The organism is Variovorax sp. PAMC26660 (genome assembly GCF_014302995.1).
Classification (GTDB): domain Bacteria; phylum Pseudomonadota; class Gammaproteobacteria; order Burkholderiales; family Burkholderiaceae_C; genus Variovorax.
The window spans coordinates 6,939,382-6,956,824 of the sequence record NZ_CP060295.1; the positions used below are offsets into that span (position 1 = coordinate 6,939,382).

A 17,443-nucleotide genomic window follows, 5' to 3' on the forward strand; every position below is an offset into this window, starting at 1 on the left:
CGGTCACGTCAACGCGCGATGCCGCGCGTCGAGTTGGCGATGAAGGACTCCATCAACGCGACATCCTCGGCGGCTTCCGGCATTTCGGTGGCCAGCGCCGCGATGCCCGCGCGCGCCTCTTCGAGCGTCTTGCCCTGGCGATACAACAGGCGATGCATCTGCTTCACTGCCGCGAGCCGCTGCGCCGAGAATTCGCGCCGACGCAGGCCCACGACATTGAAGCCGCGGACCGCCAGTGGGTTGCCGTCGACCAGCATGAACGGCGGCACGTCTTGCGACACGGCACTGGCAAAGCCGATCATGGCGTGGGCGCCGATCGACACAAATTGGTGAATGCCCGTCAGTCCGCCGATCGTGACCCAGTCGGCCAGATGCACGTGACCAGCGAGCGTCGTCTGGTTGGCCAGCGTGGTGTGGTTGTCGACACGGCAGTCGTGCGCGATGTGCGTGTACGCCATGATCCAGTTGTCGTTGCCCACGCGCGTGACGCCTCCTGCCCCCGGCACGCCGAGGTTGAAGGTGCAGAACTCGCGAATGACGTTGCGGTCGCCGATGACCAGTTCGGTCGGCTCGCCCGCGTACTTCTTGTCCTGCGGCACCGCGCCGAGCGACGAGAACTGAAAAATCCGGTTGTCGCACCCGATGGTGGTCCGCCCCTCGATCACGCAGTGCGCGCCGATGGTGGTGCCCGCACCGATCCGCACATGCGGACCGATCACGGTGTACGGCCCGACCGACACCGAGGCGTCGAGTTCTGCCTTGGGGTCGACGAGTGCTGTCGAATGAACCTGGGTCATGCCTTGCAAATGACTGCGGCCGGATCAGCTGATCTGGCGCATGGCGCACATCAGCGTGGCCTCGCAGGCGAGTTCGCTGCCGACCCGGGCGCGACCCTTGAACTTCGAGATGCCGGCCTTCATGCGTTCGATCTCGACCTCGAGCGTGAGCTGGTCGCCCGGCTCCACCGGCCGCTTGAAGCGCGCGCCGTCGATGGCGGCAAAGTAGTAGACGGTGTTGTCGTCCGGCACGATGTCGAGCGAATGGAACGACAGCAGCGCCGCGGCCTGCGCCATGGCTTCGAGCATCAGCACGCCCGGCATCACCGGGCGGTGCGGGAAGTGGCCGTTGAAGAAGGGCTCGTTCATCGTCACGTTCTTCAGTGCCGTGATGCGCTTGCCTTTTTCCATGTCGAGCACCCGGTCCACCAGAAGGAACGGGTAGCGATGCGGCAGCAACTTGAGAATTTGGTGGATATCGAGCGTCGTCGTCATGATGTTCTGTTCCTGCATCGTCGTCATTTTTTCGAGGGGGCTTTCTCCAGCGCCTTCAGTCGTTCGCGCAGGCTGTGCAACTGCTTGAGCGTTGCCGCATTCTTTTCCCAGCTCGCATTGTCATCGATGGGAAACATGCCGGTGTACTGGCCGGCCTTGTGAATCGAACGGGTTACCGTGGTGGCGGCGGACACGTGCACGTCGTCGGCCACCGTCAGATGCCCCAGCACGATGGCACCACCACCAAAGGTGCAGTTGGCGCCGATGGTGGCGCTGCCAGCCACACCGACACAGCCGGCCATGGCGGTGTTCTTGCCGACGCGCACGTTGTGGCCGATCTGGATCAGGTTGTCGAGCTTCACGCCGTCTTCGATCACGGTGTCGTCGAGTGCGCCACGGTCGATACAGGTGTTCGCGCCGATCTCGACATCGTTGCCGATACGCACCGCGCCCAGTTGCTCGATCTTGACCCACTGCCCTTCGTGCAACGCGAGACCGAAACCGTCGGCCCCGATGACCACACCCGGGTGCAGCAGGCAGCGCTCGCCGATGCTGCAGTCTTCACTGACCGTCACGCGCGACTTCAGCACCGTGCCCGCGCCAATGCGCGCCCCCCGCTCCACCACGCAAAGCGCGCCAATGCGCGCCGTGGCGTCGACTTGCGCTTCGGCATGGATCACCGCGCTGGGGTGAATGCGATCGGCGTCCGGACGCGCGTGATGCGCCTTCCAGAGTTGCGTCAGGCGCGCGAAGTAGAAATACGGATCAGGCGTCACGATGAATGCGCCACGTGCCTCGGCCGCCTCGCGCATGGCGGGCGACACGATCACGCAGGCAGCCTTCGAGGCCGCCAGCTCCTGCTGGTACTTGGGATGGCTCAGGAAGCTGAGCGCGTCGGGCTGTGCATTCTGGAGCGGTGAGAGCCGCTCGATGGACAGAGTGGCGTCCCCATGAAGCTCGCCCCCAAGGGCGTCAACGATGGCTCCGAGCTGCAGCGACACGCCGGTTCGCGGCGTTACTTGCCGGCCGCAGGCGCAGAAGAGCCGACCGCCGATGCGTTCAGCGCCTTGATCACCTTGTCGGTGATGTCGTGCTTCGGGTTGATGTAGATCGCTTCCTGCAAGATGGCGTCGTACTTTTCAGCTTCGGCCACCTGCTTCACCACACGGTTGGCGCGTTCGTAGACCTGCTGGAGTTCTTCGTTCTTGCGGGCATTGAGGTCCTCCTGGAATTCCCGGCGCTTGCGCTGGAAATCGCGGTCCTGGTCGACGAGCGCGCGTTGACGCGAAACCCGTTGACTTTCAGACAGCGTCGGCGCCTCGCGCTCGAACTTCTCCGAGGCCGCTTTCAGCGCGTCGCCCTGCCCGGTCAGATCCTTCTCGCGCTTGAGAAACTCGGCTTCGAGCTTCGCCTGGGCCGCCTTGGCAGGCTGCGCTTCGCGCAGCACGCGGTCCGGATTCACGAACCCGATGCGAAAGGTTTCCTGCGCCTGAGCAGGCACAGCAGCGAGCAGGAAAATGGGGACCAACAACGCGCCTGCTGCGGCGCGAATCAAATGCTTCATTTAGAAAGACGTTCCGATCTGGAATTGGAGGCGCTGAATTCTATCCTTCGGGATCACGACGAAGCCGGTGGCAGGGTCCAGCACTTCCTTTTGGGACATGACGGGGAAGGCATAAGCCAGGCGCAGCGGGCCAAGCGGCGAAATCCAGCTGATGCCAAGACCGACCGAGGCGCGCAATTTCTTTTGCGCCTTCCATTGCGCATCCGTCAGGCCGGCAGCGCGCGAACCGAACACGTTGCCGATGTCGAAGAACGAGTACAGGCGCAGGGTGCGGTCGTTGCCGGCGCCCGGGAATGGCGTGCTGAACTCGGCGTTGAAGATGGCTTTCTTGGTACCGCCCAGTGCCGCACCTTCGGTTTGACCAAAGAGTGGCACATCGCGCGGGCCCAGCGAGTTTTGCTCAAAGCCGCGGATCGAACCCAGTCCACCGGCATAGAAGTTCTTGAAGATCGGATAAACCTTGCCTCCAAGCGCCTTGGCGTAACCGACCTCGCCGTTGATCGCGAAGGTGTACTGCTTGTTGATCGCGAAGAACTGCTGGTACTGGTAGTTGGTCTTGACATACTTCATGTCACCGCCAATCCCCAATTCCAGATTGGCGCGCTGGAGAACCCCGGTGGTCGGAACCAGCGCGCTGTCACGGCTGTCACGCCCCCAACCCACAGTCAGCGGTACACCCCAGACACTGTCGGTCGAGCAACCCGTGACCGCCCAGCCAGCAGGCGTCGGGGGCAGGAAACCGTTGGACAAGGGGGTCTGATTCAGCTTGCAGCCGAAGTAATCGAGATAAGACCGCGGCGTTGTGAGCCCGGCGAACGCCGTTGACTTGTTCGGATCGAACGCGTAGCGCTCGAGCCCGACGCCGAAGAAGACCGTGTCGACCTCGCTGAACGGCACGCCAAAGCGGATGGATGCGCCCTGGTTGACCAGCTTGTAGTCGCCATCGATGTTGGTCGAGTACGGGCGGGTCGTCGTGTGATAAACGCTGATCGTGCGCGAGATGCCGTCCTTGGTGAAGTAAGGATCGGTCGTGGTCAGCGACAGCGTACGGTTGTACTTGCTGGTGTTGACCTGCACGCCCAGGAAATTGCCTGAGCCGAACACGTTCTCCTGCGAGATACCGAAGGTCAGCGCCACCTTGTCCGAGCTCGAATAACCAGCACCGAGTTGAAGGCTGCCAGTCGGCTTTTCGGCCACATTGATGACCAGGTCCACCTGGTCGGGTGTGCCCGGCACTTCCTGTGTCTCGACGTTCACTTCGGTGAAGAAACCGAGGCGGTCCACGCGATCGCGCGAGAGCTTGATCTTGTCGCCGTCATACCAGGAAGCTTCGAACTGGCGGAACTCGCGGCGAATCACTTCGTCGCGCGTCTTGTTGTTGCCGCCAACGGAAACGCGGCGCACATAGACGCGGCGCGAAGGCTCGGCCTGCAGCGTCAACGTGACGCGGTTATTGGCGCGATCGATCTCGGGCCGCGCCTGTACCTTGGCAAACGCATAGCCGAAAGTGCCGAAATAGTCGTTGAAGGCCTTGGTGGTCTCGGTGACCTGCTCGCCGTTGTAGGGCTCGCCTGGCTTGATCGTGATCAGCGACTTGAATTCGTCATCGCGGCCGAGGTAGTTGCCATCGAGCTTGACGCCCGCCACCACGAACTTCTCGCCTTCGGTGATGTTGACCGTCACCGTCAGGTCCTTGCGGTCCGGCGAAATGGCAACCTGGGTCGATTCGATGCGGAACTCGAGGTAGCCGCGCGTGATGTAGTACGAGCGCAGCGTTTCCAGGTCGGCGGTGAGCTTGGCGCGCGAGTACTGGTTGGACTTGGTATACCAGCTCAGGTAACCGCCGCTGTCCTGGTCGAACAAGCTGAGCAGCGTCGATTCGCTGAAGGCCTTGTTACCGACCACGTGGACTTCACGGATGCGCGCCGAGTCGCCTTCGGTGACGGTGAACGTCAGGTTGACACGATTGCGCTCGATCGGCGTGACGGTGGTCACGACCTGCGCGTTGTAGAGGCTGCGGCTCACGTACTGGCGCTTGAGCTCCTGCTCTGCGCGGTCCGCCAGGGCCTTGTCGTACGGGCGGCCATCGGTCAGCCCCACCTCGCGCAAGGCCTTTTGCAGCGCTGCCTTGTCGAATTCTTTAGCGCCGACGAAATCGACGTCTGCAATGGTGGGCCGCTCTTCAACGATCACCACCAGCACGTTGCCGTTCACGTCGATGCGCACATCCTTGAACAACCCCAGGTCGAACAGCGCGCGGATCGCGGCGGAACCGCGCTCGTCACTGTAGGTATCGCCAACGCGCAAAGGCAGCGACGCGAAGATCGTACCGGCCTCGACACGTTGCAAGCCTTCGACGCGAATGTCGCGTACCGTGAAGGGCTCGACGGCCCAAGCTGCCGTGGCTGCCAGCGCGCTGGCAACCACCGCGGCAACGCTACGCAGGCGAAAGCGACTGAAGTTTTTGTTCATCTGTGAATTGAGCCGGCACGGAAAGGGCCAGCAGAAAGTTAACCAAAGAGCCGCGTGACGTCGTTGAAGAGTGCGACCGACATCATGACCAGCAGCAAAGCGACACCGCCGCGCTGAAGCCGTTCCATCCAGGCGTCAGAGACGCTTTTGCCGGTCAGGCCCTCCCAAAGATAATACATCAGGTGTCCCCCATCGAGGACCGGCAGCGGCATGAGATTGAGCACGCCCAGGCTCACGCTGATGAGCGCGAGGAAGACGAGGTACTGGGTGAAGCCAAGACTGGCGGATTTGCCCGCATAGTCTGCGATCGTGAGCGGGCCGCTCAGGTTCTTGAGCGAAGCCTCGCCAATCACCATCTTGCCCATCATGCGCACGGTGAGCGCAGACACCTCCCAGGTCCGTACCACACCGCGCCAGACACCGTCGACCGGGCCCAGCCGCACTGTCACCATTTCGGGCGGGGCGCCGACATAGGCGCCGACACGGCCGACCTTCGCGCCGTTCTCTTCCCGCACTTCAGGCGTCACTTCGAGCGTGAGCGGCTGGCTGCCGCGCTCGATCTGCCAGGCCTGGGCTCGCGGCTGGTCGCCGTCGACCGAAGCGCGGATCACCTCGCGCAACTGTTGCCCATCGATGATGGCGGTGCTACCAATGGCACGCACCAGGTCACCATTGCGAAGACCTGCACGCTCGGCCGCGCTGCCTGCCATGACCTCCCCGATCTCGGGCCGGGTCAACGGGGCAAGCACGCCGATCTTTCGGAACATCTGCGGATCGGCATCCCGGGTCTCGATGCGGCTCAGCGGAAGCACCAGTTGGCGCGCAGCACGACCGCCCTCGCCCGCCACTTCGAGCGTCAGGTCATGGCCGTCGAGCGCGCCCCGTGTCATGCGCCAGCGCAGATCCTCGAAGGACTGCACAGGCGACAGGTCGCCGTCGAAACCCGCCTGGGTGATCTGCTCGCCTCCGCGCAGGCCCGCTGCTTCGGCCAGCGAGGCCGCCACTGGCCGCGCCAGCTTGGCGACCGGCTCCTGCACGCCGATCCAGTTGACGGCCGTGTAAAGCACGACGGCAAGCAACAGATTGGCAATCGGGCCGGCAGCGACGATGGCTGCGCGCGAACGCAGCGGCTGCGTGTTGAAAGCCCTGTGGCGTTCTTCCGGTGCAACCGGCCCTTCACGCTCGTCGAGCATCTTGACGTAGCCGCCAAGAGGGAAGGCACCGATGACGAATTCGGTTGCCTGCCCCGGATGCTGGCGCTTGGGCTGCCAACGGAACAGTGTTTTGCCGAACCCGACCGAGAACCGCTCGACCTTGACACCACAAGCCACCGCGACGCGGTAATGCCCATATTCGTGCACTGCAATCAGGACACCGAGCGCGACAACAAAGGCTACGACAGTAAGCATGCGGGACCTTTGAGTGCTACGGGTTCAGTCAGGCTGCGAAACGCAGTGCCGCAGCGTTGGCCGCTGCGCGGGCGCTGGCGTCGAGCGCCAGCAGATCCGCCAGCGATGCCGGCTTGGAGGGGGAGACCCTCTCCAAAGTTTCCATGTTGACCGCATGAATCCGATCAAAACGCAGGCGCCGGTCCAGGAAAGCCTCGACAGCCACCTCGTTGGCAGCGTTCAACACCGCGGTGGTGCCCGGCGCAGCGCGCAGCGCGTGCCAGGCAAGGCTCAATCCCGGAAAGAGCGCGGCGTCCGGGGCTTCAAAGCTCAAGGATGCCATCTGGCGGAAATCGAGGCGCGCCGCACCACTTTCGATACGCTCGGGCCACGCCAAGCCGACCGCGATCGGCACCCGCATGTCGGGCGTGCCGAGCTGTGCCATGACAGAGGCGTCAGTGAACTGCACCATTGAATGCACCACGCTCTGCGGATGAATGACCACCTCGATCTGTTCGGGTGCGATGCCGAACAGATGCCGCGCTTCGATCACCTCCAGCGCCTTGTTCATCATCGTGGCCGAATCGACCGAAATTTTGCGGCCCATGACCCAGTTCGGATGGGCGCAGGCTTGCTCCGGCGTCACCGTTCCCAGGGTTTCGGGGGCACGCGTGAGGAAAGGGCCACCCGAGGCGGTCAGGATGATCTTGTCGATGCGGCGCGACCACGTGGACGGGTCTTCGGGCAGCGACTGGAAGATGGCCGAATGTTCGCTGTCGATGGGCAGCAGCGTGGCGCCGCCCTCGCGGACCGTGCGCATGAAGAGTTCGCCGCCGACGACCAGGGCTTCCTTGTTGGCCAGCAGCAAACGCTTGCCGGCACGCGCTGCGGCCAGGCACGGGCCAAGCCCTGCGGCGCCGACGATGGCAGCCATGACGGCATCGACCTCTTCGTGAGAAGCTATTTTTTCAATAGCATCAATGTCAGTCAGGACGCGCGTCTTCAAGCCATTCCGCTTGATCTTTTCAGCCAGCAACACTGCATGCGGCGCGCTCGCCATGACCGCAAAGCGCGGCGAAAACTGCACGCACTGCGCAAGCAGTTCATCCACCTTGGTGGCAGCGGACAGCGCAAACACCTCGAAACGCTCGGGGTGCCGTGCAATGACATCGAGCGTGCTGACACCGACCGAACCGGTCGAGCCGAGCACCGTCACGCGTTGTTTGGGAGTATTCACAGGAAGGCCAGCATCATGGCAATGGGAAGCGCCGGCAAGAGAGCATCCACCCGGTCGAGCACACCGCCGTGGCCGGGCAGCAGCCGGCTGCTGTCCTTGGCGCCGGCACTGCGCTTGATCAGAGATTCGACGAGATCGCCCACGACACTCATCGCAGCGAGAAAAATAGCACCCAGCAGCAGCAGCCACCAGCCGCGCTCATTCAGGCGGGTGTAGAGACTGGCCACGGTTGCGCCAGCGGCCTTGTCGGCCCAGACCCAGGCGAACGCCAGCACCACCACGCCGATCATTCCGCCCCAGACACCTTCCCAGCTCTTGCCCGGACTGATGGCAGGTGCGAGCTTGTTGCGGGTGAACCTGAGGCCAAAGGCGCGGCCGGCGAAATAGGCGAACACGTCCGCCACCCACACCAGCACCAGGATCGACAACAGGAAGTTGATACCGACCATGCGCGCCTGCACCGCAGCCAGCCACGCAACCCACAGGGCCAGCAGGCCGCCGACCAATCGCAGCCCGCGGGGAATTCGCGGCCATCCAGGCACCGCCACGCGCAAAAGCGCCGCGCCGCCCAGCACCCAGGCCGCGCTGGCCAAGGTCCACATCAATACCAGCGGCTGTTCGAGCAAACCCAGCCACCACGAAAGCCCGCAAAGCAACACGGTCTCGACGCCCAGAAACAGCGACACCTTCTGGCCGTAGCCATTGAGGCGCCCCCACTCCCACGCCCCCGCGCCGATCAGCACGAGCATCACGCAGGCAAAGGGAATGTAGTTTCGGTAGAACAGCGCCGGCAGCAGGATCGCGAGCAGCACGATCGCCGTGAGGATGCGTTGTTTGAGCATGCGGGAAGTGTTGGGGTCTTCAGGCCGTGGCCGTCGAGACCTGTGCCGAGGTTTGGCCGAAGCGGCGCTCGCGGCTCTGGAACGCGGCGATGGCCTCGTCCAACGCGGCCTCGTCGAATTCGGGCCACAGCTTGTCGCTGAAGAACAGCTCGGCGTAGGCGCTTTGCCAGAGCAGGAAATTGGACAACCGCTGCTCACCGCCGGTGCGGATGAACAGGTCGGGGTCTGGCACATGGGCCAGGGCCATCGCGCGATCGAGGCTGAGTTCGGTGATCGCCTCGCCCCGCTCCGTCAACCTGGCGGCCGCCTGCGCAATGTCCCACCGACCGCCGTAGTTGAAGCAGACGTTGAGCACCATGCGCGTGTTCTGTGCGGTGGCGGTCTCGGCATCGACCAGGCCCTTCACCATCTTGGGCGACAGGCCGGCGCGTTCGCCGACGAAATGCAGCCGCACGCCATCATTGCTGAGCCGGGGCACTTCACGACCAAGCGCGCCGACCATGAGCTCCATGAGCCCGGAAACCTCTTCGACAGGGCGATTCCAGTTCTCGGAGGAGAACGCGAACACCGTGAGCACGCCCACCCCGCGGTCGGCACAGGCCTTGACGCACCGGCGAAGCGATTCGACGCCCTGCTTGTGCCCCGCCACGCGAGGCAAGAACCGCCGCGTCGCCCAACGACCATTGCCGTCCATGACGATGGCAATGTGATGGGGAATACGCGGCGATGACGAGGCCATGGCAGGCCTCAAACGGCCATGATCTCCGCTTCCTTGGCCGCGACCAGCCGGTCGATTTCCGCGATATGGCGGTCGGTGACCTTCTGGATCTCGGCTTCGGCGCGCTTCTGGTCGTCTTCGGAAGCAAGCTTGTCCTTGACCAGCTTCTTGACCGATTCGTTCGCATCGCGGCGCAGGTTGCGCGTCGCGATCTTGGCGGTTTCGCCTTCGTTGCGAACCAGCTTGGTCATTTCCCTGCGACGCTCTTCGCTCATGGCGGGCAGCGGCACGCGGATCAGGTCACCCATCGACGCGGGGTTCAGGCCCAGGTCGCTTTCGCGGATGGCCTTCTCGATCTTGGCGCCCATGCCCTTTTCCCAGGGCTGGACGCTGATGGTGCGCGAGTCGAGCACCGACACGTTCGCGACCTGGCTCAGCGGCACTTGCGAGCCGTAGTAGTCGACGTGAATCGAGTCGAGCAGCGCCGAATTGGCACGACCCGTACGGATCTTGGTGAGGTTGTTCTGGAATGCGGCGAGCGACTGATTCATCTTCACGTCGGTCGCACTGCGGATGTCTGCAATGGTCATCTCAAATACTCCTAGGCATGCACCAGCGTGCCTTCGTCCTCGCCCATCACGACGCGCTTGAATGCGCCGTTCTTGAGAATCGAGAACACCTTGATCGGCAGCTTCTGGTCGCGGCACAGCGCGAAGGCCGTGGCGTCCATGATGCCGAGATTTTGCGCGATCGCCTCGTCGAAAGTCAGCGAGACGTAGCGCGTTGCATTGGGATTGGTCTTGGGGTCGGCGGAATAGACGCCGTCGACTTTGGTCGCCTTGAGCACCAGTTCGGCGCCGATTTCGGCACCGCGCAGCGCAGCGGCCGTGTCGGTGGTGAAGAACGGGTTGCCGGTGCCGGCAGCGAACACCACGACCTTGCCCTCTTCGAGGTACTGCAAGGCCTTGGGGCGCACGTAGGGCTCGACCACCTGCTCGATGGCAATGGCGGACATCACGCGGGCGATCAGCCCCTGCTTGTCCATTGCGTCGGCGAGCGCCAGCGCGTTCATCACCGTGGCCAACATGCCCATGTAGTCGGCCGTGGCGCGGTCCATGCCGACCGAGCCGCCTGCGACGCCGCGAAAGATGTTGCCGCCGCCGATGACCACGGCCACCTCGACGCCCATGTTCACCACCTCCGCGATTTCCTCGACCATGCGGACGATGGTGGCGCGGTTGATGCCGAAGGCGTCATCGCCCATCAGTGCCTCTCCCGACAGCTTCAACAAGATTCGCTTGTGGGCTGGGCGGGCATCAGACATGGGCATTTTCCTTGAGTTGGCGGGGGCGAGTGTAAAACGTAGCGGTGAAAAAGCGGCGGCACGCGTTCGCGCACCGCCGCTTTTGTGGCTGCTGGCTCAGGCAGCAGCCTTGGCAGCAGCAACTTGCGCAGCCACTTCGGCAGCGAAGTCGTCGACCTTCTTTTCGATGCCTTCGCCGACCACGTACAGGGTGAAACCCTTGATCGAGGTGTCGGCGGCCTTGAGCATCTGCTCGACGGTCTGCTTGTCGTTCTTCACGAACGGCTGGTTGTGCAGCGAGACTTCCTTGAGGTACTTCTGCACGCCGCCTTCGATGCGCTTGACAACGATGTCGTCGGGCTGGGGCTTCTTGCCTTCGGCCTCGGCGACCTTGCGGTCTTCGGCAGCCTTGCCGGCAGCCACGGCGCGCTCTTTTTCGATCAGCTCGACAGGCACGTCCGACGCCTGGATGGCGACCGGCTTCATGGCGGCGATGTGCATCGCCACGTCCTTGGCCGACGTGTCGTCGCCTTCGAACTCGACCATCACACCGATGCGCGTGCCGTGCAGGTACGAAGCCAGCTTGCCGTTGCCCGTGAAGTGCTTGAAGCGGCGGAAGCTCATGTTCTCGCCGATCTTGCCGATCAGACCCTTGCGCACGTCTTCGAGCGTGGGGCCAAAGCCGTCCTGCGCGTAAGCCAGCGCACCCAGCGCAGCGATGTCAGCGGGGTTGTGCTTGGCGACCAGCATGGCGGCAGCGTTGGCCAGGGCCAGGAAGCTGTCGTTCTTGGTGACGAAGTCGGTTTCGCAGTTGATCTCGATCATGCCGCCGACAGCGCCGTCGACATAAGCCGTGACCACGCCTTCGGCGGTGATGCGGCCCGATGCCTTGCCAGCCTTGTTGCCGAGCTTGATGCGCAGCAGCTCTTCGGCCTTTTCCATGTTGCCGTCGGCCTCGGTCAAGGCCTTCTTGCACTCCATCATCGGCGCGTCGGTCTTTGCGCGCAGTTCGCCGACCATGCTTGCGGTGATTGCAGCCATTGTTGTATCTCCGTAAATCCAAAAATCAGGTTAAAAAAAAGGGGCACCAAAGCCCCTTCTTCAGGCTCGCGAGCGCGCCAATCAGGCCGAAGCGCTTTCTTCGACTTCGACGAATTCGTCGCTGCTGCCTTCGGCGACAGCCTTGACCACATCACCACCGGCGCTGTTGCGGCCTTCGATGATCGCGTCGGCGATGCCGCGTGCGTACAGCATCACAGCCTTCGACGAGTCGTCGTTGCCAGGGATCACGTAGTCGATGCCTTCGGGCGAGTGGTTGGAGTCAACCACGCCGATCAGCGGAATGCCGAGCTTCTTGGCTTCAGCCACGGCAATCTTGTGGAAGCCCACGTCGATCACGAAGATGGCGTCCGGCAGCGCAGCCATGTCCTGGATGCCGCCGATGTCTTTTTCGAGCTTGGCGATTTCGCGCGAGAACGTCAGCTGCTCTTTCTTGCTCAGGCTGTCGAGGCCGGCTTCTTGCTGGGCCTTCATGTCCTTCAGACGCTTGATCGAGGTCTTGACGGTCTTGAAGTTGGTCAGCATGCCGCCGAGCCAGCGGGTGTCGACAAAAGGCACGCCGGCGCGACGGGCTTCAGCCGCCACGATTTCACGGGCCTGACGCTTCGTGCCGACCATCAGGATCGTGCCGCGGTTGGCGGTGAGCTGCTTGGCGTACTTCATCGCGTCCTGGAACATCGGGAGCGACTTTTCCAGGTTGATGATGTGGATCTTGTTGCGGTGACCGAAGATGAACGGAGCCATCTTGGGGTTCCAGAAGCGGGTTTGGTGACCGAAATGGACACCGGCTTCCAGCATTTCGCGCATGGTGGTAGACATTGAAATTACTCCAAAGGTTGGGTCTAAAATCCAGCCCGTTTTGCGCTCCTTCTGAATGGAGTCACAACACCTTGATTGGGCCGGTTTGCGGATGTGTTTGACTGGATGCAACGGGAGCCGTCGCTCAACCAGCGAAACCCAAAGAGTATAGCACGGCCGACACCCCTCTTTTCTGAACCCGAGCCGTCCACGCGGCAGCAGCAGCCACCCATGAACGACCTTCACGCCACCCGTCTCACCCTTCTGGCAGGCGGCTCCGATGCACGCACCGAAATGGAGCGTGCCATCGACATCTCCGGGTCTCCGGCTTGTGCCCACGTTTTCACCCGGGCCATGTTCGACGAGGCCCGCCAGGCTACCGCCGGGTCGCATCCGGAAAGCAGGCTCGCCGGGCTGGCCTTCACGTCGAAGGACCTGTTCGACGTGGCAGGGCAGCCCACGCCCTCCGGCTCGATGGTCCTGTCCCACGCCCCGGCCGCCAAAGCCGATGCCCTCGCAGTCGCCCGGCTGCGCGCAGCGGGCGGCGTGCTGACCGGCCGCACCAACATGAGCGAGTTCGCGTTTTCCGGCGTTGGCGTCAACCCGCACTATGGCACCCCAGCCAATGTGAGCGATCTCGCCACGCCGCGCATCCCGGGCGGCTCGTCGTCCGGCGCGGCGATTTCGGTCGCCAGCGGAGCCGCCTTCATCGGCCTGGGCTCCGACACCGGGGGCTCGATCCGCATTCCGGCGGCGCTGAACGGCATCGTCGGCTTCAAGAACACAGCCCGGCTGACCCCTGCCGACGGCGCGCTGCCGCTGTCGACCACGCTCGACACGGTCTGTGCCATGACGCGCTCGGTGCGCGACGCCATCACCGCGCACGAAATTCTGGCCGCACGGCGCGTGACCGCCGGCTCGGCCTCGCTGGGCGCCTACCGGCTGGCCGTCGTGAAGAACGTGTTCTTCGACGGCATCGAGCCCACCGTGGCCAACGCCTTCGAGCGCTCGCTGAAAGCACTGCGTGCCGCAGGCGCCCGCATCGAAGAGATCGAGCTGCCCGAGCTGGCCGACCTGCCGGCCATCAACGCCACCGGCGGCTTCTCTGCGGCCGAATCCCACGCCTGGCACCGGTTGTTGCTGGAGCGCAGTGGCGCCGGCTACGACCCGCGGGTGGCCCACCGCATCCTGCGTGGCGCCAGCATGAAGGCGCACGAATACATCGACCTGATCCACGCCCGTCGCGACTGGATTGCCCGCGTCGAAAAAGCGTTGTCGCCTTTCGACGCCGTGCTGTCGCCCACGGTGCCAATCACCGCCCCCTCCATCGCAAGCGTGGCCCCGGGCGCCGAGCGCGATGAAGAATTTTTCCGCGTCAACGCGCTGCTGTTGCGCAATCCGTCGATCATCAACATGCTCGACGGCTGCGCCATCTCGCTGCCCTGCCACGCCACCGGCGAGTTGCCGGTCGGCCTGATGCTGTGGCACGCCGCGCTGCACGACGACGCCGTGCTCGCAATGGCACTGCAAGTCGAGCGCACGCTGCAAAATCAATAGCTGCATTCGCCCACCCCACGGGCGACAGCTGCCTCTTTTATCTAGAACACTCAATGAAAATCGCGATCGTGGGCGCCGGCATCATCGGCGTCACCACCGCCTGGGAACTGGTTTCCGACGGCCATGAAGTGACCGTTTTCGAGCGCCGCGGCGCCGCCGCCGAGGAAGCCAGCTTCGCCAATGCCGGCGTGGTCGCACCCGGATACGTCACACCATGGGCCGCGCCCGGCATGCGCGGCAAGGTGCTGCGCTCGCTACTCTCCTCGCATGGTGCGATCAAGCTGCGCTGGCCGCTGAATTCGCGCGACATCGGCTGGATGTCGCGCTGGCAAAAAGCCTGCAAGCTCGAAACCTATTTGGCCAACCGCGCCCGCATGCAACGCCTTGCCTTCTACAGCCGCACCCGGCTGCACGAGGTGACCGAGGCGCGCGAACTCAGCTACGAGCGCAGCGACGGCTACCTGGTGCTGCTGCGCTCCAAGCGCGAGAAAAAACTGATCCAGCCCGGGCTCGATGTGCTGCGCGCGGCCGGCAGCGTGTTCAAGGAAGTCGATGCCGACGAGGCCCGGCTGATCGAGCCCGCCCTCAACGCCGACACGCCGTTGGCCGGCGCCATCCACCTGCCGGAAGACGAAGTCGCGAACTGCCGCCAGTTCGCGCTGCTTCTGAAATGGGAGGCCGAGGCGCTCGGTGCACAGTTTCATTTCAACTGCGACATTGCGCCGCTGAGCCGTGCGGCGCCCACCTCGCTGGCACTGGCGAGCGGCTCGGACGCCCTTCGCTTCGACGCCATCGTGGTGTGCGCCGGCCTCGCTTCGGCCACGCTGCTGCGCCCGCTGGGCCTGCGCATCCCGATGGCACCGATCTACGGCCATTCCGTCAGCGCCCCCATTCGCGAACCGCTCAATGCGCCGCGCAGCGCAGTGATGGACGAGCGCTACAAGGTCGCGATTTCACGCCTGGGTCAACGCGTTCGCGTGGCCGGCAGCGCCGAAATCGGTGGCTCGCTCGACACCATGAATCCCGCCGCCGTGCAGACGCTCTACAAGGTGCTGCACGATTGGTTTCCGGGTGCGGCCACGCTGCAATCGGGCGTACAGCAATGGAAAGGCGCACGGCCCATGCTGCCCGACGGCCCGCCAGTGCTGGGCGCCAGCGGCATTCCGGGCGTGTGGCTCAACCTCGGCCACGGTTCGAGCGGCTGGGCCCTGTCGTGCGGCAGCGCGCGCGTGCTGGGCGATCTGATCGCCGGACAGGACCCGGGCGTCGATCTCGAAGGCCTGGGCGTCGAACGGCTCAGTCTTTAGGGTCCCACCGGCGCAGCATTTCCGGGCTGGCCGGTGCCTCGACCGGCGGCTCGGGTTCCGCTGGCGGCCTGAATCTTTGGGCAAACAGCCCCAGCAGTGCGGGCGCGATCAGCGCAAAGAATGCGAGGCACAGCGCGTAGCCGCCCAGCACCAGCCAGCGCATCAGGCCGGGAGCGTCCTCGACTGGCACCTCGAGCCAGCGAACAACGCTGAAGCCGTAGCCGACGCCTGCGGCCCAGGCCAGATCCCGCAACGGCACCCATCGCTTCACGTCGGCCAGCAGGAAAGTGCCCCACACGACACCCAGCACGCCAAGGGCCCACCCGATGCTGATCGTCCACGCCAGCGTCGCGACCACGAAGAAGACAAACCACGCAAGCAGCAGGAGCAGCAGCCAGCCAAGGCTCTTGAATTTCATCGGGCGATGATAGGTGGCGCGACAATGGATCGATGCAACGCATCACGTCCGCCACCGTCGCCGATCTGTTCGACATTGCAGCCACGCGGCGCATCGAACAGACCGCGGCAGCCGCCCTTCCCGCCCACACGCTGATGCAGCGCGCGGGCCTCGCGGTGGCGCGGCTCGCCATGGCCATCGCGCCGCATGCGCGCACGATCTGGGTGGCTTGCGGGCCGGGCAACAACGGCGGCGACGGCTTCGAGGCGGCTGCACAGTTGCGGCATCGGGGCTTTTTTCCGGTCGTGACTTTCGCGGGCGTCGAGGCTCGACTGCCACCGGACGCCAAGGCTTCGCTGCAGCGTGCGCGCGATGCCGGTGTGCTTTTTGCGCCGAACCCGCCCGATGCGTACGAACTGGCCATCGATGCGTTGCTCGGCATCGGCGCCTCCCGAGCGCCCGAAGGCACGCTCGCCGAGTGGCTGCGACAGATGCACGCGACCGCGCAACCGGTGCTGAGCGTCGATGTGCCGTCCGGATTGAACGCAGACACCGGCGCTCTTTCACTGAACGTCGATCCCTCGCCTTCGGACACGGCGCCGCTCCGGGCCTGCCTCACCTTCCTCACCCTGAAGCCGGGCCTCTTCACCGCCCAAGGACGCGATGCGGCGGGCACCGTCTGGTTCGACGACCTGGGGCGCGGGGCCCTCACCGACCGGCCCATCGCGCGCCTTGCCGGCTCGCCCAAGGCGCAATCACGCACGCATGCGTCGCACAAAGGCAGCTATGGCGACGTTGCCGTGATCGGAGGCGCGCCCGGCATGGCCGGCGCTGCATTGCTGGCCGGCTCTGCGGCGCTGCACGCCGGGGCAGGCCGCGTGTTCGTGGGGCTGCTGGACCCGAGCGCCGCGGCGGTCGACACGTCTCAACCCGAATTGATGCTGCGCGAGGCCCATGCGCTGGACCTGTCGGGCATGACGGCGGTCTGCGGCTGTGGTGGCGGAACGGCGGTGCGCGAACTGCTGCCGCGCGTGCTGGCGACGGCCGCTGCCCTGGTGATCGATGCCGACGCCCTCAATGCCATCGCCACCGACAGCGCCTTGCAAACGCAACTGGCATCGAGAGGAAAGCGCGGGCGGCCTACCGTGATCACGCCGCATCCGCTGGAGGCGGCACGCCTGTTGGGCTGCACGGCCGGCGAAGTCCAGGCCGACAGGCTGGCCGCAGCCCGCGCGCTCGCCTCGCGCTTCAGCGTTGTGGTGGTCCTGAAGGGCTCCGGCACCGTGATTGCAGGCACGGGCGATGCGCCCGCCGTCATCAATCTGACCGGCAATGCCCGGCTCGCAACCGCCGGCACCGGCGACGTGCTGGCGGGCATGATCGGCGCCGCACTGGCAGCCCATCGGCCGGCCTTCGAAGCCGCGCAAGAGGCCGTCTGGCAACACGGCCAGATAGCAGACACCTGGCCCGCCGATGCAGCCCCGCTGACGGCAGGCACGCTGGCCCGCCGCGCGCCCGCCTGAGCCTTCT

The 17,443-nt window shown here is 64.6% G+C and carries 17 protein-coding genes; 3 read left to right on the top strand and 14 right to left on the bottom strand.

Annotated elements, in window-relative coordinates; genetic code table 11:
* Positions 1-8 precede the first annotated feature (8 nt).
* The 13 genes from lpxA to rpsB all read right to left on the bottom strand — a co-directional run bounded on the left by lpxA (position 9) and on the right by rpsB (position 12,673).
* The gene (lpxA, locus tag H7F35_RS32520; protein ID WP_187110595.1) at positions 9-797 is read right to left on the bottom strand and encodes an acyl-ACP--UDP-N-acetylglucosamine O-acyltransferase; all 789 of its coding nucleotides are present in this window, start codon (positions 795-797) and stop codon (positions 9-11) included.
* 24 nt (positions 798-821) lie between these two features.
* Entirely contained in the window at positions 822-1,271 is a 450-nt protein-coding gene (gene fabZ, locus H7F35_RS32525; RefSeq protein ID WP_237680227.1) for a 3-hydroxyacyl-ACP dehydratase FabZ, read from the bottom strand.
* 23 nt (positions 1,272-1,294) lie between these two features.
* Complete coding sequence (gene lpxD / locus H7F35_RS32530) at positions 1,295-2,272, bottom strand: UDP-3-O-(3-hydroxymyristoyl)glucosamine N-acyltransferase (RefSeq protein ID WP_187110597.1); 978 nt, start codon at positions 2,270-2,272, stop codon at positions 1,295-1,297.
* Between the two features lie 14 nt (positions 2,273-2,286).
* Positions 2,287-2,835 carry an OmpH family outer membrane protein gene (locus tag H7F35_RS32535; RefSeq protein ID WP_187110598.1) on the bottom strand — a complete coding sequence of 183 codons (549 nt, stop codon included), beginning with the start codon at positions 2,833-2,835 and terminating at the stop codon, positions 2,287-2,289.
* The gene (bamA, locus tag H7F35_RS32540) at positions 2,836-5,307 is read right to left on the bottom strand and encodes an outer membrane protein assembly factor BamA (protein ID WP_187110599.1); all 2,472 of its coding nucleotides are present in this window, start codon (positions 5,305-5,307) and stop codon (positions 2,836-2,838) included.
* A gap of 38 nt (positions 5,308-5,345) precedes the next feature.
* Entirely contained in the window at positions 5,346-6,716 is a 1,371-nt protein-coding gene (rseP, locus tag H7F35_RS32545) for an RIP metalloprotease RseP (RefSeq protein ID WP_187110600.1), read from the bottom strand.
* 28 nt (positions 6,717-6,744) lie between these two features.
* Positions 6,745-7,932 carry a 1-deoxy-D-xylulose-5-phosphate reductoisomerase gene (gene ispC / locus H7F35_RS32550; protein ID WP_187114493.1) on the bottom strand — a complete coding sequence of 396 codons (1,188 nt, stop codon included), beginning with the start codon at positions 7,930-7,932 and terminating at the stop codon, positions 6,745-6,747.
* The gene (locus H7F35_RS32555) at positions 7,929-8,774 is read right to left on the bottom strand and encodes a phosphatidate cytidylyltransferase (protein ID WP_187110601.1); all 846 of its coding nucleotides are present in this window, start codon (positions 8,772-8,774) and stop codon (positions 7,929-7,931) included. The genes ispC and H7F35_RS32555 overlap by 4 nt, the downstream gene beginning before the upstream one ends.
* 19 nt (positions 8,775-8,793) lie before the next feature.
* A complete protein-coding gene (gene uppS, locus H7F35_RS32560; RefSeq protein WP_187110602.1) occupies positions 8,794-9,513 on the bottom strand; it encodes a polyprenyl diphosphate synthase in 720 nt (239 codons plus the stop codon).
* An 8-nt stretch (positions 9,514-9,521) separates the two neighbouring features.
* Positions 9,522-10,082: a ribosome recycling factor gene (gene frr, locus H7F35_RS32565; RefSeq protein ID WP_187110603.1), complete on the bottom strand. Its 561-nt coding sequence runs from the start codon at positions 10,080-10,082 to the stop codon at positions 9,522-9,524.
* Between the two features lie 11 nt (positions 10,083-10,093).
* Positions 10,094-10,816 (bottom strand): UMP kinase, encoded by a 723-nt coding sequence (gene pyrH / locus H7F35_RS32570; protein WP_187110604.1) that lies wholly within the window; start codon positions 10,814-10,816, stop codon positions 10,094-10,096.
* 96 nt (positions 10,817-10,912) lie between these two features.
* The gene (gene tsf, locus H7F35_RS32575) at positions 10,913-11,836 is read right to left on the bottom strand and encodes a translation elongation factor Ts (RefSeq protein ID WP_187110605.1); all 924 of its coding nucleotides are present in this window, start codon (positions 11,834-11,836) and stop codon (positions 10,913-10,915) included.
* An 81-nt stretch (positions 11,837-11,917) separates the two neighbouring features.
* Positions 11,918-12,673, bottom strand: a complete 756-nt coding sequence (gene rpsB, locus H7F35_RS32580) for a 30S ribosomal protein S2 (RefSeq protein ID WP_187110606.1) — start codon at positions 12,671-12,673, stop codon at positions 11,918-11,920.
* Positions 12,674-12,883: 210 nt separating this feature from the next.
* On the opposite strand from rpsB, the gene H7F35_RS32585 reads away from it, so the two are divergent.
* Both H7F35_RS32585 and H7F35_RS32590 read left to right on the top strand, forming a co-directional pair.
* Positions 12,884-14,209, top strand: coding sequence for an amidase (locus H7F35_RS32585; protein ID WP_187110607.1), 1,326 nt, complete (start codon positions 12,884-12,886; stop codon positions 14,207-14,209).
* A 53-nt stretch (positions 14,210-14,262) separates the two neighbouring features.
* On the top strand, positions 14,263-15,516 hold the full coding sequence (locus tag H7F35_RS32590) for a D-amino acid dehydrogenase (RefSeq protein WP_187110608.1): 1,254 nt from the start codon (positions 14,263-14,265) through the stop codon (positions 15,514-15,516).
* Here H7F35_RS32590 and H7F35_RS32595 read toward each other — a convergent pair.
* Complete coding sequence (locus tag H7F35_RS32595) at positions 15,506-15,934, bottom strand: hypothetical protein (protein ID WP_187110609.1); 429 nt, start codon at positions 15,932-15,934, stop codon at positions 15,506-15,508. The two genes, H7F35_RS32590 and H7F35_RS32595, sit on opposite strands and share 11 nt — an antisense overlap.
* Positions 15,935-15,966: 32 nt before the next feature.
* Here H7F35_RS32595 and H7F35_RS32600 point away from each other — a divergent pair, with 32 nt between their 5' ends.
* Positions 15,967-17,436, top strand: a complete 1,470-nt coding sequence (locus H7F35_RS32600) for an NAD(P)H-hydrate dehydratase (protein WP_187110610.1) — start codon at positions 15,967-15,969, stop codon at positions 17,434-17,436.
* Positions 17,437-17,443: the final 7 nt, after the last annotated feature.

What these genes read in the sequence shown, in the direction of transcription:
- H7F35_RS32600 (WP_187110610.1), top strand. Translation starts at nt 15,967, where the DNA reads ATGCAACGCATCACGTCCGCCACCGTCGCCGATCTGTTCGACATTGCA.
- tsf (WP_187110605.1), bottom strand. Translation starts at nt 11,836, where the DNA reads ATGGCTGCAATCACCGCAAGCATGGTCGGCGAACTGCGCGCAAAGACC.
- H7F35_RS32555 (WP_187110601.1), bottom strand. Translation starts at nt 8,774, where the DNA reads ATGCTCAAACAACGCATCCTCACGGCGATCGTGCTGCTCGCGATCCTG.
- H7F35_RS32595 (WP_187110609.1), bottom strand. Translation starts at nt 15,934, where the DNA reads ATGAAATTCAAGAGCCTTGGCTGGCTGCTGCTCCTGCTGCTTGCGTGG.
- pyrH (WP_187110604.1), bottom strand. Translation starts at nt 10,816, where the DNA reads ATGTCTGATGCCCGCCCAGCCCACAAGCGAATCTTGTTGAAGCTGTCG.
- rpsB (WP_187110606.1), bottom strand. Translation starts at nt 12,673, where the DNA reads ATGTCTACCACCATGCGCGAAATGCTGGAAGCCGGTGTCCATTTCGGT.
- lpxA (WP_187110595.1), bottom strand. Translation starts at nt 797, where the DNA reads ATGACCCAGGTTCATTCGACAGCACTCGTCGACCCCAAGGCAGAACTC.
- frr (WP_187110603.1), bottom strand. Translation starts at nt 10,082, where the DNA reads ATGACCATTGCAGACATCCGCAGTGCGACCGACGTGAAGATGAATCAG.
- bamA (WP_187110599.1), bottom strand. Translation starts at nt 5,307, where the DNA reads ATGAACAAAAACTTCAGTCGCTTTCGCCTGCGTAGCGTTGCCGCGGTG.
- H7F35_RS32590 (WP_187110608.1), top strand. Translation starts at nt 14,263, where the DNA reads ATGAAAATCGCGATCGTGGGCGCCGGCATCATCGGCGTCACCACCGCC.
- fabZ (WP_237680227.1), bottom strand. Translation starts at nt 1,271, where the DNA reads ATGACGACGACGCTCGATATCCACCAAATTCTCAAGTTGCTGCCGCAT.
- uppS (WP_187110602.1), bottom strand. Translation starts at nt 9,513, where the DNA reads ATGGCCTCGTCATCGCCGCGTATTCCCCATCACATTGCCATCGTCATG.
- H7F35_RS32535 (WP_187110598.1), bottom strand. Translation starts at nt 2,835, where the DNA reads ATGAAGCATTTGATTCGCGCCGCAGCAGGCGCGTTGTTGGTCCCCATT.
- rseP (WP_187110600.1), bottom strand. Translation starts at nt 6,716, where the DNA reads ATGCTTACTGTCGTAGCCTTTGTTGTCGCGCTCGGTGTCCTGATTGCA.
- H7F35_RS32585 (WP_187110607.1), top strand. Translation starts at nt 12,884, where the DNA reads ATGAACGACCTTCACGCCACCCGTCTCACCCTTCTGGCAGGCGGCTCC.